11 protein-coding genes are annotated in these 15,233 nt (G+C 50.9%); 3 read left to right on the plus strand and 8 right to left on the minus strand.

The features are described 5' to 3' along the window. Nucleotides 1-2 precede the first annotated feature (2 nt). Nucleotides 3-1,055, plus strand: coding sequence for a hypothetical protein (locus tag BP71_RS28255; RefSeq protein WP_496384941.1), 1,053 nt, complete (start codon nt 3-5; stop codon nt 1,053-1,055). A gap of 14 nt (nt 1,056-1,069) precedes the next feature. Here the strand turns inward: BP71_RS28255 and BP71_RS28260 are convergent, their stop codons facing one another. Genes BP71_RS28260 through BP71_RS28270 form a run of 3 tightly spaced genes read right to left on the minus strand, consistent with a single transcriptional unit; the run spans nt 1,070 to nt 6,708 of the window. After that, a complete protein-coding gene (locus tag BP71_RS28260) occupies nt 1,070-4,192 on the minus strand; it encodes a T9SS type A sorting domain-containing protein (RefSeq protein WP_496384942.1) in 3,123 nt (1,040 codons plus the stop codon). A 24-nt stretch (nt 4,193-4,216) separates the two neighbouring features. Continuing rightward, nucleotides 4,217-4,978, minus strand: a complete 762-nt coding sequence (locus BP71_RS28265) for a LytR/AlgR family response regulator transcription factor (protein WP_496384943.1) — start codon at nt 4,976-4,978, stop codon at nt 4,217-4,219. Beyond that, complete coding sequence (locus BP71_RS28270; RefSeq protein ID WP_496384944.1) at nt 4,966-6,708, minus strand: sensor histidine kinase; 1,743 nt, start codon at nt 6,706-6,708, stop codon at nt 4,966-4,968. Before BP71_RS28270 ends, BP71_RS28265 begins: the two co-directional genes overlap by 13 nt. A 259-nt stretch (nt 6,709-6,967) precedes the next feature. Here BP71_RS28270 and BP71_RS28275 point away from each other — a divergent pair, with 259 nt between their 5' ends. Next, nucleotides 6,968-7,729, plus strand: a complete 762-nt coding sequence (locus BP71_RS28275) for a phytanoyl-CoA dioxygenase family protein (protein ID WP_496384945.1) — start codon at nt 6,968-6,970, stop codon at nt 7,727-7,729. A 208-nt stretch (nt 7,730-7,937) separates the two neighbouring features. Here the strand turns inward: BP71_RS28275 and dgoD are convergent, their stop codons facing one another. The 4 genes from dgoD to BP71_RS28295 all read right to left on the minus strand — a co-directional run bounded on the left by dgoD (nt 7,938) and on the right by BP71_RS28295 (nt 11,309). Next, nucleotides 7,938-9,086 (minus strand): galactonate dehydratase, encoded by a 1,149-nt coding sequence (gene dgoD / locus BP71_RS28280; RefSeq protein ID WP_496384946.1) that lies wholly within the window; start codon nt 9,084-9,086, stop codon nt 7,938-7,940. Between the two features lie 20 nt (nt 9,087-9,106). After that, nucleotides 9,107-9,745 carry an START domain-containing protein gene (locus BP71_RS28285; protein ID WP_496384947.1) on the minus strand — a complete coding sequence of 213 codons (639 nt, stop codon included), beginning with the start codon at nt 9,743-9,745 and terminating at the stop codon, nt 9,107-9,109. 115 nt (nt 9,746-9,860) lie between these two features. Further along, nucleotides 9,861-10,544: a hypothetical protein gene (locus BP71_RS28290; RefSeq protein ID WP_496384948.1), complete on the minus strand. Its 684-nt coding sequence runs from the start codon at nt 10,542-10,544 to the stop codon at nt 9,861-9,863. A 120-nt stretch (nt 10,545-10,664) separates the two neighbouring features. Then, nucleotides 10,665-11,309 (minus strand): helix-turn-helix transcriptional regulator, encoded by a 645-nt coding sequence (locus tag BP71_RS28295; protein WP_496384950.1) that lies wholly within the window; start codon nt 11,307-11,309, stop codon nt 10,665-10,667. A gap of 222 nt (nt 11,310-11,531) precedes the next feature. On the opposite strand from BP71_RS28295, the gene BP71_RS28300 reads away from it, so the two are divergent. Next, complete coding sequence (locus tag BP71_RS28300; RefSeq protein WP_496384951.1) at nt 11,532-14,588, plus strand: sensor histidine kinase; 3,057 nt, start codon at nt 11,532-11,534, stop codon at nt 14,586-14,588. On the opposite strand, the gene BP71_RS28305 is transcribed toward BP71_RS28300, so the two are convergent. Next, nucleotides 14,530-15,171, minus strand: coding sequence for a response regulator (locus BP71_RS28305; RefSeq protein WP_496384952.1), 642 nt, complete (start codon nt 15,169-15,171; stop codon nt 14,530-14,532). The two genes, BP71_RS28300 and BP71_RS28305, sit on opposite strands and share 59 nt — an antisense overlap. Nucleotides 15,172-15,233 lie beyond the last annotated feature (62 nt).

Raw genomic sequence — 15,233 nt, forward strand, 5'->3', positions numbered from 1 at the left:
CTATGGAAACGAAGCAACCCTGGCTCGGCAGTCCTGCGACCGACATTACATTTATTCTCTCCCCGCCTTTTCTATGCTTGCTGGCGGTCGTGTTACTGCCCGGCGTTTTTCAAAATAATGCCGATATGCCAGACGCATGGTGGATTGGACTGATCCTGCTTGTGGACGTCGCACATGTGTACAGTACACTTTACCGCACCTATTTCAACAGGAACCTTTACCAGCGCTACAGGTTGCCACTGATCTGGACGCCGTTACTTTCCTTCGCACTGGGCGCGTTGATTTACAGTTTGAGCGGACAATGGTTCTGGCGGTTGCTTGCCTATCTGGCGGTTTATCATTTCGTACGTCAGCAGTATGGATTCATGCGCCTGTACAGTCGCCATGAGCGGGTGCCTTTCTGGTACAAGACAGTCGATCGGTTTACAATCTACTATGCTACGATTTACCCGATGTTGTATTGGCACCTGGGCGGGAAGCGTAACTTCAACTGGTTTGTGGAAGGGGAATTTTTGCATTTTTCGTCCGATATTCTGCTCAATGCAGCAACCGTTATATACGTGGCCATGCTTTTGATCTACATCTTCAAAGAGCTGCATTATTTTTTCAAATATAAAAGCATCAACATCCCGCGGGTTGCCATGCTCACCGGTACATTGGTTTCCTGGTATTTCGGAATTGTGTATTTCAATGGCGACCTGTCCTATACACTGCTGAATGTGGTGAGCCACGGCATTCCCTACATGGCTTTGATCTGGATATTCGGAAAAAAAGAGGCCGGTGCCGCACATGCCGGCCGCTGGCTTCCTTTGTTCTTCGGGAAATACGGATTAATGCTCTTTCTGGGCCTCATTTTCGCACTCGCCTACATGGAGGAAGGCCTGTGGGACTGGGCTGTGTGGAATGAGCACCAGCAGATTTTCGGGATATTTCACAGGTTTCCTGCCATATTTGGCGACAAATTGCTGGCATTCATCGTGCCGTTGCTGGCGCTTCCGCAGATCACGCATTATGTCATCGACGGTTTTATCTGGAAAAGAGGTAAAACATCCTGAATGTCTCCACCTGATCAAAGCTTCACGATCTTCCTGAAAATATTCCCGTTCGGACCGGCGTAGATGACGATATATTGCCCGGCAGGAAGTTGCTTCATGTCGATTTTGTGGGTTTTGCCTACTGTTGTCGTAAGGATTTCCAAACCCTTCGGATCCACGATCTTGATGAGCCCGCCTTCTTTCAGATCGATGAGGAGTTCGTGGGTGACCGGGTTGGGGTAGGTGTTCATTTGCATAAGATCTGGGAGGTTGGTTACCCGGCCTGGCAGTTCCGGTGTGTCCACGTTGATCTCCTCCTCTTCTTCCGGTTGGGGGGAGTCGGGGCGTTCATTCAGTTTCCACACCTGAAGTCCTTTGGAATAAGTAAAAGCGATGGCATAGACGCCGCCTTTGAATTGGAATACTTCCTGCAATGCAATACCCTCTGGCCCTTTGACGATCTCACCGAAATGGTGAAGCGAATCCTTGTCTACGCGGGCGACTTCCGCACCTCGCCCGGTGCTGGAAACGGCCATGTAGTTGGAATTGCCCGCAAAATGTATGTCCGGAGCATATCCGACGGTATATTCTTCCACGGCTGCATTGCGTCCGAGGGAATAAATGTATTGTTGGGAAAAATCAGGTCTCCGAACCGCCAGCAGCAGCGACCCTTTCAGTATTTTGTATACGAGCACATCCTGCGCCAGGTCGGTCCGTTTTTCTTCCCTGCCTTGCCAGAGCGTCTGCCGTGCGCCTTCGGAAGAACCCCCAAACAGCAATTCACCGTCCGGCCCGGCAGAAACAAAATCCATAGCCTCATTTTTTAGGACCGGTATTACTTTGCCCTGCCGACGGTCGAACAAATGCCACGAAAACACCGTCCAGGATCTTAATTTGATGAGAATACCCTCCGGAACTTCCCGAAGATTGTCGACAGTTTCCGTAAAGTTGTAGGTCTTCACCTGATTCCCCTCTGCGATTACCACCTGGTAAGGCCCCCACAAGGCCAGCGTCGGCCCCGCCTGCAGCTGAACCGGGTACATCCGGGTAAACGAACCGAGCGGTTTTGCAGTCGCTGCGCTAAATAGCTTCACGTCCTGGACGCCGTCCTCATTGCCAGGCAATGTGGCTACCAATTGTTCTCCGATGATGAATGCATTGGTCATTGCGCCGGTGTGGAGGCGGTGAACTTCCGGGGAGCCGGGAACCGAGTAGCATAGGTCGTGGAGATAGCCTTCGGAGTTACGCAATGTAAAATAGATGCGATCGCCGTAGACCTGGGGATTTATGGCATCGTCACCGTTTTTGTTCAGTTCCACAAGCTCCAGACCGTCCGTTCCCGCTTTATAAACATACTCATAACCCCAGTTGCCTTTCAGCGCGGAGTGTAACACGTAAATGCAACTGGATGTGGCGTGGATTCTGTAATATTGAAATTTGGAAATGTCTATTTCTGCTGTTTTAAGGAGGTCGGTGACTACCAGCGTCCTTTTGCTGCCTGCCACCGCTTCGACCAACACCTGATTTTCATTTCCGATCACCTTTTCGATGTAGGGCGCGTTTTCAGTTTGGCCAAAGTAATAAAGCTCACGGGAGCCCATTGCGGTCCCGTCCGTGGTGAAAAGCCGGAAGCCGTCCCGGGCTACGGATGTAAATACAACGCTTTTCCCGATGCGACGGGGCTGGGCGGCCATATTCCATGAGTAGATTACGCCTGTGTATGAAAGGATCTCTTCCGTCTTGTCCCCGTTGCTCGCCCATAACTTGCCGGTACCCGCCTCCTCATCATTCGTCCAGAAGATCAGCTGGTTGTTCAGCGTGTCGCGGCGAGCGACAAATTGTTGGGTAAAAACCGGTCGGGATTCAATCAGTGGCAGTTTGATTCCTCCTGATATCGCATACACATTGTCGGACAGCTCGAAATGCCTGTTACCAACGGTCACCATGGTGTTGGCCGCCGGGATGTGTTCAATGGATAACGGCTTGTTGGCTGACAAGTCATAGGTACATTTCACGGCCCCAGTACCGATCTCGAAAACATTGGCGGTCTTCGGGCGTACCTGTACCCCACGGGCAGTTACTTCCTGCGGCAGCTTTGCTGAGATACGTTTTGCATTCTTTTTAAAGTCAAAAGCGCCCAAAAAGGATTCATATATGCTTTCGTAGCCAAACATGGTTGTAAATGCCAGGACGTCGCCTTCGATCGCAAAATTCAAATGAAAAGGTCCCTCGGTTCTGTCGGTGGGTGTCCCGGCATACAACTGGCTGGTTTTGATATCAGCCAGTGTTTCCCAGGTATGTCCTTGTGTGACCTTGTATATTTTCAGCAGAAGGTTGTTGCCGGAGTGCCGGCCGTCGTCGACGAGATAGAGGTCACCGGCGGCATTCCGGAGCGTGATGGGAGCCGGGCCCGGGCCCCATTCGTAGCTGCGGGCCATTTCGCTCCTGTTTGTATTGGCTACCACAAATGATCTTCGTGTATAGCTTTCGTTCAGTGAAAAGTACTCATAACCCTTATAGTTTTCCAGCTCAATAGTGGTCAGTGGATTGCCGTTCTGGCTAAATACCTCATGTTCTTGTTTATCAAATACTTTGAGCGTCCACTTTCTGACCAGCGAGTCGTACGGGGCGTAGTAGAGTTTGTTTTCTGTCATCAGCAATGCGGTGGCATCTTCATTCCAGTATTCGGGACGACCGGCCGCGTCCAGCCAGGCAAACGCTATACGTGCCGTCGTCCAGTTACGAAAGCAGACAAGGAGCCGGTCGTTGACCGTCCCAAGGCTCAGGGTATTATCGGAGCGGAGTACCATCTGCGTTCCCGGGGTCGTTCCGTCCGTCTTCCAGAGCTGGGAATTGTTCACGACGAAGTAAAGTTGCCCACCGATGGCCGTGAAATGTGCCGGATTGGAATCAGAGTTGCCGGGTGCAATATCCTTCAAAAGTTTGGTGCCAGCCTTCGCACCATTGGAAACCCACAGCTCATGGCCCGTGTGGGGGGAAAATGCGGAAAAAATTAGCTTGCCGTTGATCTGCCCCTGATACGTGGCATCCAATGCGCTGCGGTTGATCCTGTTGTCAAATCGGGTAATCTGCTTCTGGCCCGTGCAATAGGACGATGCGAGCAACAGGCAGGTTAAAATGTAAAAATGTCTGATCATGGCTTTTTCTGAACTGATGAGTGATTATAAAAACAAATCCTTTAACAAATGCTTCCTTTGCCTGCTGACAACGGCCTGAAAATGACCTTCCATTAGCAGGTATCCGCCATCCTCTTTTTTGTAGGAGATAATGCGGTTTTTGTTGACCAGATAGGATTGGTGCGTCCGGACAAAACCGTAAGGTTCCAGTATGCCCTCATACTCTGAAATGGGTTTGCTAACAGTGATCTGGCCCGTTCCGTGCATATAGAAGGTAGTATAGCTGTTGTCCGATTTACAGAAGATGATATCATCGATCAGCACATACCGGATCTCGCTTGCTTCCGGCAATGCGATCCGTTGCTGGCGGTGGGTTTTGAGGTTGTCAAACGACTGAATCAGCATCTCGATCTGTACGCTCTGATCACGGACTCTCTTTTGATCGGCAGCTTTGCGAACGGCACCGGTCAGTTCCTGATGGTCGAGCGGCTTGAGGAGGTAATCGGTGGCTGAAAATTTGATGGCCTGAATGCCATAGAAATCATAGGCTGTAACGAAAATAATGCTGCCCTGAAAGCCGCTCAGCTGTTTTAGGAGGTCAAAGCCTGTTTCATGCAGCAAACGGATATCCAGGAAAAGGATATCCGCAGCGTTTTGCGTCAGAAATTGAAGCGAGTCCCGCACGTTATGCGCAAACCCCGCGACGGTCACATGCGGGCAATGCGTTTCCAATGCCAGCCTGAGGTTCTGCACGGCACTGATTTCATCGTCTACGATGAAACAGCGTATGGGGTTCAGGACAACCATCTGATGAACCTGATTTCCGTTACACACCCTTTCCCTTTTGCGGATTTTGTGTTGATCGTTATTTGCATCGGTGCCAGCTTTTCGTTAATCAATGCGATCCGTTTATTAGACAATGAAAGCCCGTGTCCCGCTGCATTTACCATTCCGTCGAAACCGGCCCCGTTGTCGGCAATGGCAACAGTAAGGTCCTGTGCGTTACATCGTATCGTAATGGTAAGGGCTGGATTTGGTATGCTGTTCGTGAAACCGTGCCGGATGCTGTTCTCGATCACGGGCTGCAAGAGCAAGGGGGGAAAGTCGATCGCCGTCAGATCGTGACCGCATTGATTGTCCAGCGTATAGGAGAAGAGGCGCCTCTTTTGTTCCAAAGCAATGTACCCGGCCTCGATCTGTATTTCTTCTGCCAGTGAGACGAGCTCTTTGCGGCCGCTGTCCATAATGGTCCGCATGAAAGTGGCTACTTCGGTAATGTACTGGTTGGCCGCTTCTTTGTCGTCTTGCCGGATGAGCGCCTGAACTGCATTCAGCGAGTTGAAGAGGAAATGCGGGTTCAATTGCCCGCTCAGCAGTTGCAGCTGGTTCTCGATCTCGTTTTTATGGCGATTCAGTCTTGTCAGCCGCATTTTGTAGCGCTTTTTCTGGATGAAGAACACCAGCAGGAATGCGACAGTAACGCCAGAAAGCAGAAAAACCACAATAACCCATGTGGCTGGCCCTGGCACTGATTTGACGCGGATGGTTACTTCATGAATGCTTTCGGGCTGGTGTTTGTATCGGAGGAAAACCTTGATCAGCTTACCGGATGCGGGGTTATTCAGGTAGATGTAGGTAAAGCCGTTGGTGAATTTCACCTGGCCGCCTGAACCGAGCGCCTTCCAGCGATCCGGCTGATCGATCGCGTATTCAATGCCGCTGTTACGGGGTGTCCGCCCGAAAAAATAGTATTGCTCGTCGTTGGCAAATCGCAGGAAAGCCGAGTGCCCGGCCTCCATTTCGATATAACTGCTTTGAGGTCCTTGCTCCGTTCTCCTCTTGTTGACTTCGTTATTAAGAATTTCCTCGAAACTTTTGGTTGCCGGAAACTGAACGAACTCAAAATAGTCGGGGACGCTCCTGACACGGCGGATCGTGAAGCGGTAGATCTCCGCCATCGAGTGTTTGTTACGGAAGCGCACCAGAAGGGAGTCATTCAGTTTCAGATAGATTTGGCCTGCATGATAATGCTCGGCGGGTATGGTTTCAATGTGGGCCGAAGGGTTGCTGAGCCCATCCAGATCGGTATGTCCAAAATAGTAATCAGGATCGCTTTTAAGACTGGTAATGTCGGTCCAATCCTTTTGTACTACGCCGTTGATAAAGGTTTTGAATTGAACTTCTTTGAAATCCAGCGGAAACGCTTTTGGACCTTTCCGGACAAAATCGAGCTGAGAGTAAGGGTAAAAATCCAGTGAAAACCGGCTCATTGCGACGTAGAACTTCGAATTCAGTTGGGTTGAGAAGTTGGTGGTCAGCGAGGAATCCGTGTACAGGAACTGGTGATCGGCATTGGGCGTGAGGAATGACACCTGGCCATTGTGAGCGCCGATGCTCCCCGCATTGGTGATCAGGCAGGAATCGCAGACGACACCGTTCCGGATCTGTTTCATTACAAGCATGTTGTAGTTCGCTCCGTGTTGTCCGGATGCGAAAACAGGCAGGAAAAGACCGAAAAGAAAGACGAGTTTTTTCATAATGCAGATCGTTTTGGTTCTGCCGCAAATTCGTCAGGACGTGGAACAGGGACCCTTTCAAAACTGAATATGGTGGTTTTCGCTTTGAATCTGACCACTCATTGCACAAAATAGTGATGAAAAATCATAGATTTGTAACCATGAGATTCGCACCGACACTCTGATACCACCTTCCCGTGCAGCCCTTGCACGCAATCCCCGTTTCCGGGGATCAGGGTTTCCATTATCTGTATTTTCTCAATCATTATTTTGAAATCTCATGGAAGGAGTATTAAGTCCTCAACAAATAGATCAATTTATCAATCAAGGCTTTATCCGTATCGATGATGCTTTTCCGGCCGGTCTGGCGACTCAGGCCAGGGATATCCTGTGGAACGACCTGGGCCTCGACCGCAACGACCCGTCTGCATGGGCCAGGCCCGTCATACGCCTGGGTATGTACACGCAGGAGCCATTCGTGGCATCGGCGAACACACCGGTGCTGCATACCGCCTTCGATCAGTTGGTAGGGGTCGGGAAATGGCTTGCCTGCCGGAGTATGGGTACTTTTCCCGTGCGTTTCCCGTCGGATGACGACCCGGGTGATGCCGGATGGCATGTCGATGCGGGTTTTCCCGGAAGCGACCCCGGTAATTTCTGGGAATGGCGTGTGAATGTGCATTCCAGAGGCCGGGGACTGCTCATGCTTTTTCTATACTCGGATGTAAGTATAACGGACGCGCCTACGCGTATACGCATAGGCTCACACGCGGACGTCGCGAGGATCTTGCAGGCAGAAGGGGAGACCGGGCTGGCATTCATGGAACTGGCCGGTAAACTGGACGCAATGCCGGAGCGGGAAATCGCTTTCGCGACCGGCAGGGCCGGAACCGTGTACCTCTGCCACCCGTTCCTCGTTCATGCAGCACAGCGTCACAGCGGTCTGGAACCGAAATTCATGGCCCAACCGCCGCTGCTATTGCGCGAAGAACTGGATCAGAACAGCATCGTCGCAAAGGCAATCCGGCATGCGTTGGGGTAGGGATTAAGGGGGGAAGGAGGGTGGAGGAAGGGGAGAAAAGGGAGTGGGGAGGAAAGGGGAGTGGGGAGGAAGGGAAGTGGGAGGAAAGGAGCATGGAGCTTTTTTTTTCTTTTTTACTTTTTCCCTTTCTTAACCTTATTTCCTTCCTCCTCCCCTTTCCTCCTTCCTCCCCTTTCCTCCTCCCTCAATCCCTCCTCCTCTAAAAAAACTACCATTCTGCTGCGCTGCCGTCTTCGTGCGACCAGAGTGGGTTTTTCCAGTTGTGGCCTGTTTCGGCCATTTTTCTAACCTGTTCTTCATTGATTTCAATCCCGAGTCCGGGGCCGGACGGGATGTTGACGAAACCGTCGTTGTAATCGAAAACGGTTCGGTCGGTGAGGTAGTCCATCAGGTCGCTGCCCTGGTTGTAGTGGATCCCCAGGCTTTGCTCCTGAATGAACGCATTATGGCAGGTTGCGTCCACTTGCAGGCAGGCTGCCAATGCAATGGGCCCGAGCGGACAATGCGGTGCGGCTGCGACGTCGAAGGCTTCGGCCATCGACAGAATCTTCTTGCATTCCGTAATACCGCCTGCGTGCGAAAGGTCGGGCTGGATGATATCGGCATAGCCGTGCATCAGCAGATCTTTGAAATGCCAGCGGCTGAACATGCGCTCACCGGTCGCAATGGGAATGGAGGTATGCTGGGCGATCTCACGCAAGGCTTCGTTGTTTTCGGGTAAAACCGGTTCTTCGATGAACATCGGACGGAACTGTTCCAATTCCTTTGCCAACACCTTCGCCATCGGTTTGTGGAGGCGTCCGTGGAAATCAACGCCGATTTCGAGCCCATAGCCGACTGTTTCGCGGATGGAGGCCACACGTTTTAAGGCCAGATCGATCTTTTCAAACGAATCTACATACTGCATTTCATTGGTCGCGTTCATTTTAATGGCTTTGAAACCACTCTCAAACGATAGCTTTGCGGCCCCCGCCACCTCGTCGGGCCGGTCTCCGCCAATCCAGGAGTATACTTTAATCTTATCCCTGCATTTGCCCCCGAGCAACTGATAGACGGGCGCATTATAATATTTGCCTTTGATATCCCACAGCGCCTGGTCTATGCCGGCAATGGCGCTCATCAGGATCGGCCCGCCGCGGTAGAAACCGCCCCGGTACATCGTGTTCCAGTGGCCTTCGATATCGAGCGGATCTTTGCCGATCAATGCTTCCATCAACTCGTGCACAGCCGCTTTAACAGTTGCGGCCTTGCCTTCGATCACCGGTTCGCCCCAGCCGATAATGCCTTCGTCGGTTTCGATTTTGAGGAAAAGCCATCTGGGAGGTACCTGGAACAGTTCGTAACTTCTTATTTTCATCGGATCTCGGATTAGTACATTTAATTGGCCGTAAATGTAAGCGAGGCGTTCCTATATTTTGGCAATTTCAATTGCTCTTTCATTTTTTTGAAGGTTTCCATCGGCCCTTCTGCCGCGAACGCATTCACCGCCCAGGCCGGCAGGTAACCACCAGGATCGGTGTGAAGGGTGTATTCGATCCTAACTTTGCCGGCCAGCGGTGTGAGTATCCAGTGCCCTTTCGAGTCGCTCACCCGGACCACGTTCTTCCTGTGCGGCACCATACCGGACACTACGGGCCCATCGACGGTGACTACACGCGACACAGGATCCTGCGTTGCGCGCAGATGGGCCACGAAATCACGGTTGTCCAGCGGCCAGGGCAGGCTGATTTCGGAATGGTAGTACAGGTCTGTGGGAGAGACTTTTTTGACCAGCGTGCAGGATTTGGTCTTGTAAACCCAGTCCGTGCCGGCCTCCACATCGAGTATCAGTGCGACCATTTGTGCCAGCGAAGCGTCGACGGTACAATCGACCTTAATGGCCTTGATCTTGGACTCGGGGACGGCCTGGGAATAAATGCGGATCTGTTGCTCGTCTGCGATGAGTTTCCATTTGCCCTGGGCAGAGGCCGTAAAGGCATTTACGAAGATGAGCAGTAAAAGGGTAATTCGTTTCATAGCGTTGATGAAGATGAATGAACGGTTCATCTTTTTTGATGGCACCGTATCCAGCTCTTCAACCAACCCTGCCGTAATGGATTAAATTCCCTTTCGGATGGTAATATTCGCCGCCTTACTCGGTAACGACGAGCGTTTGCGGGAATTGAATACCATTGAACGCGATACGGTAGGTGCCAGGAGTGAAATGGCTTTGTATGGGCGACAGGAGCGTAAAAAGCATTCGGTTGGGCGCGTCGCCACTGCAGGAATTCAGGCAGACGCCATCGGCGCTGACCACGGATGAAAATCCGGTTTTGGTATTCTCGAATGAAAGCTGATTAACACGGTGGTTGGCATACAGGTTTTCTACCGGAAGACTCAGCTTCAGAACTTTCGATTTCAGGGAGAAGGTTGTTACTTCGTTGGTAATCTGAGGTTTCAGTGAGCCGGTGGTGATCAGTTTCAACTCATAAGTGCCGGTCACACCTTGCCTGCTCACGCGCAGGTAGCGGTCCTCGGCTGAATTACTACCGCAATAGCAGAATTTGCTCAGGTCAATCGTTCCATCCGGCAACAGTCCGGTGAGGGTGGCCCCTTCCGACAGTTTCACGACCGGCTTTAATCCGCCGTCCAAAACGGCCGGCATGTGCACGGTTATTCTGGAATTACCTGCATCGAATTGCACATCGCGGTCGGAAATTCCCTCGAATGAAATGCTTTTGATAGCAGGTGTGCCATCCGGTATTTCGGAAGAGTCTTTACACCCGTTGAATGCAATGATGCATACTGTAAACCGAATCAGGAGAAACTTTTTCATAGCCGGCCAATTTAATCATCAATGAAATTGAATAAAAATATACAATTAAAATGACGTTCAAAATTTCCGGAGAAATCTAAACGACCAATTCCGGACCCGAATTGGTGTTTACAGGAGCGGCTATCCTGAATGTACCGCCGATAGTTCGACTACATTGCGTACGTTCTTCTTTAGGAATATGTTCTTCTTTATCGTGGAGATCGTGCTCTGTTTGAGGTTCAGGGTTAATGCTATTTCCGAAGTCCTCAGGCCTTTAAGGAGCATCATGGCGATTTCCTTTTCTCTTTTGGTCAGGTTTTCCTGCTTTTCCCGCACACCCAGATGAAGGAAGGTTTTCAGGAAATTCCTGCTTTGGGAATTGAACAGATAATCGTAACCGAATTTTTTTAGTGTACCACTGCATACAAAGGCATTGGAACGTAAAACCTCGGTAAAACACCTTTTAGTTTCTTCTGCGCAAGCCTTTTTAGCAATACATCCCATTGCGCCGGACACCGTAAGGAGGAGCGCGTTCTGATACATTTCATCATTGTACATCAGTATCCACGGGATCGAACCATGCTTCGAAATCAGCGAACCATCGATCTTTGATTTTTCATTCAGGCCTGCTACTACCAGATCGATTTGTTGATGCGCCAGTATTTTTTTAAGGGTGGCTACACTGCTGGCTTCAAAAAAAGCGAATTCTTCTTCCAGGTCTGTCAATAGCTCCTTAAGTCCCCGGCGGATCACCGGATGTGAATCAAATACAAGAAGGTTGGTCATTAGCTTTAAAATTAGAGGGTTTCCCCGGATGCAAAACTGGTCGGTACCGACCAGTTTACCTGTGGCTTGCGCACGAGTAGCTTGTAGCTTTGTAGCTACAATAAAAAAATCGTTTTGCTACGTACAGGTAGATTATATTAGAGAAAATAGTTATTTCTTTTTCTATCAAATAGATAAAAGAATCCTTATTTTGGCTTGACAACCCCGCTTACTCTCCTGATTATGAAAATACTGTTGTGGGGAATTTTCTTCCTCAGCTTGTTTTTTTGCAACGGTTACGCACAAACAGCGCGACCTTCCGTGTTCCGGTTCTCAACGGACCAGGGGCTGCCGCAAAACAGCGTAAAGAAGATCGCTTTCGACAAATGGGGTTTTTGTTGGCTGGCCACGGAAATGGGCCTGGTGCGGTATGACGGGCGGGCATTTACAGTGTATGGCACCGCGGAGGTCAAGGGACTTCGGTCGGAGCGCATGGACGACCTCAATACAGACCGGAATGGCGATTTGTTTGTTCGTGCAGCGGATGGGCAAGTGATGGAGATCAGGCCTCCGGCGCCCATGCTTGCACCATCTCCGCAGCTGGTAGGTGAGCACAACACGCATGTACCCAGGCAAGGGCCGGTAATTCGCGATCGCACTTTATTACCGGCAATCGAGCGTTTTTACCGGGACGATCCGGGCAAGGAGTTTCTGGGCACGGCGTCGATGCCGAACGGCGATGCCTATTTTTTCAGCAGTGGCGGTTTGGCGTACCTGAGGGCAGGAGCAGCGAAGCCGGTGGTTTTGAGGACTTACCGCACTGGTGAAGGAGTCGCGCATGTTACCGTGGAGGGTGGATTGCTTGTGACCATCTATCCGGGTAACCGGGTGGCGGTCTGGCAGCGCGGGCAGCGCAGGATGGATATGGGCAGGATTTCCGGTTCCCTGGAAGCCGATGCTGATTTTGTCAAAGGTAAGTTTCAGGCTTATGCCAACAGTTCCGGGGCTTTTATTTATACAAACAGGAACCTTCACAGGCTAACCCCGGAAGGGCAGAAATTGGTTTCTGAGAAAGTGCTGGACCAGGTGGATGTGCCTGTACTCAACTGCGTATACTATGCAGCGGATCAGGGTAAATACTACCTCGGCTCGCTTACGGACGGTTTGTTCATTGTACAGCCCAGCCGTTTTATCCATCCCCGCCTTCCGGACATGACCGGCCCGGCTAATTTTTATGTACAGGCAAAGCAGGACGATTCCACTGTTTTTTGCGGTGATTTGCGTTTTATGATCGGTAAACCCGTGAAAAAGCTACCGTTGGGATCCGTACTGGGAGCGGGCGCCGATTTTACGAAATATGGAGCGCTTTATTTTCAAAGGCGAGATTCAATCCTCAGGTTTGATTTGAAAACGGAGAAATCAACGAAGCTGCTGATGATTCCGGAGCGGCTGGTGTATGTACGGGCAGATCGTGTGCGCCCGCAATCTTACGTTTTCGCTACGGAGCGGGAGATGGGTTCGGTGGTTGCCGATCAAGTTGTGAGCCGCAAGCTGTTCCCCGAAAATATCAAAGTGATCAGCGTTACTGATCTGGGAAGGTCGCATTACTTGTTGGGTACGGAGAATGGCCTGAAATGGTATGACTTCCGGTTTAACCGGGTGTATCGCTCGGTGCTGGATGCGGTGCCGGTGCGTGCTGCCCGTGTGGAAAATGGTGACCGGATATGGATTGCTACCTATGGCAAAGGTTTTTACCTCTATGAAAAACGTAAACTCCGCAAAATGCCGCTCGGCCCGAAGCAGGCGCTTAAAACCGTTCATTCATTTATCGATGACGGGCATGGGTTTTTCTGGCTGCCTACCAACAATGGCCTTTTTAAGGTAAGCAAAGCCGAGTTGCTGGCTTATGCTTCCGGCGAGGTACGCGACGTTTATTATTTCCTCTTCAATACCAACGACGGGCTCATTACCAACGAGTTTAATGGAGGGGCCGACAATACCTACCGCTGGTTGAAAGACAGTCTGCTGTCGGTGTCATCGCTGAAAGGGCTGGTGTGGTTTTATCCCAACCGGCTCACACCGCACTATCCGGTGGGACGTATTTACGTCGACAGTCTGAGGGTCGATGAACGGCCTGTCGCGGTTCGGGGCAACCGGATTGAATTGCCGCCTGATTTCACGACTATTTCGATCCAGATACGCTCGCCTTATTTTGGAAATCCTGAAAACATGAACCTGCAGTACATGCTGAAAGGCGCGGACGACCGGTGGCACGTGATGGCCGACGACGGTATGCTGTGGATCAGCAATTTGCCGGCAGGCCGGTATGACCTGCATTTCCGTAGAGGTGGTACCGCCGACCGGAATGAACTGCTGGTGATACCCATGCGGGTGCATCCGTATTTTTACCGCACCTGGTTGTTTTACCTGATCTGCATCGCGATGTCGGCCCTGGTATTTTATATGATCCTACGGCAAAGGACCAATCATTTGAGACGGAAATCCGAAGCCTTGGAAAAAATCGTTTCGAGCAGGACCGACGAACTGCGGTGCGCCGTGGAAGAGCTGGGACGCTCCGAGATGGCACTGCTGGAAAGCAACCGGTTCAAAGACCGTGTGATCACGATGGTGCTGCACGACCTTCGCTCGCCATTGCGGTTTATCTCGTTGATCAGCAGCAGGTTGTTGAATAGCCAGCCCGATGCGAGCGGGGAAGAACTGAGGGAGTCGCTTTCAGACCTGCACGCGGGTACTCAAAATTTGTTGGGATTTACCGAGCAATTCTTTCTCTGGATCAGTAGCCAGCAGCAGGGATTTAAAGTGACAAAATCACGCTTTCCGTTGAAAACCTTGTTTGAAGAGGTGGCGGGCTTGTACGGCGATATCCTGCGGATCAACAAAAACCGTCTTGTGATCAGGCATTCGGATATTGATTGTTGCTCAGACTATCAGATACTGTTGGTAATCATCAGAAACCTGATCGACAATGCCAACAAGAACACCCGGGACGGAATGATCCGGTTGTCGGCAGTCAAAGAAGGCAGCGAACTGGAAATATCGGTGCACGATACGGGTGCTGGCATGACGAAGGAACAGATCGTCTCTTTTATGAACCGGGAGAAGGATATCACCAATCATGGGACGGGTAGTGTGATCATTCATCAGATGCTCCAGCATATCGACGCCATTATCGCTGTGGAAAGTGAGGCGGGGAGAGGCAGTACATTCACGATCAGCCTCCTCAATCAGGTGCAATCTGATGTTGCTGAGCGAGATGATTCAACTCCAGCAAATTTTTAATCGAGAGCTTTTCAAAAATCCGGCCCCGGAAGCTGCTGGCTGTGGAAGGGCTGATCGATAGTGCGTTGGCGACTTCAATGGCCCCATAGCCTTTCAGCAGTAAGAGCACTACTTCGAATTCCCGCTTGGAGAGTTTGTCAAACGGATTGTCTGTCTGATTTTCAATCAATGCGCTGGCGAACAGGTCGGCCTGGGCCCTGGAAATATAGCGTTTTCCGCGCGCTACCGTACCGATTGCCTCACTCAGGACGGTGTCAGATTCCGTTTTGTTGACATAAGCCATTACACCGGCCTTGAAAAAACGCGCCGCAAAAACCCGGTCTGGTTTCACGGTAATGACAATAATCCGCAATTTGGGCCAGAGCGCGCGTACCTGGGACACAATGCCGAGTTCATCGGTATCGGGCATGTTCAGGTCCGTCAGCAGCAGCGTAAATTCCTTGCTATTCAGTTTTTCGAGCACTTCTTTCCCGGTACCCGCAAATTCGATATCGGTGTGGAATCCCAACACTTCCCTGACTACCATTTGCAGTCCTTTTCGCACAAGCTGATGGTCGTCTGCTATCAGCACGGTATGAGTCATTTCTTTGGAGTTATAGAGGGATCAACAATGCATAATGCACTTATATACCCCGATTGTGGTCA

The sequence above is a fragment of the Dyadobacter ginsengisoli DSM 21015 genome (assembly GCF_059568735.1).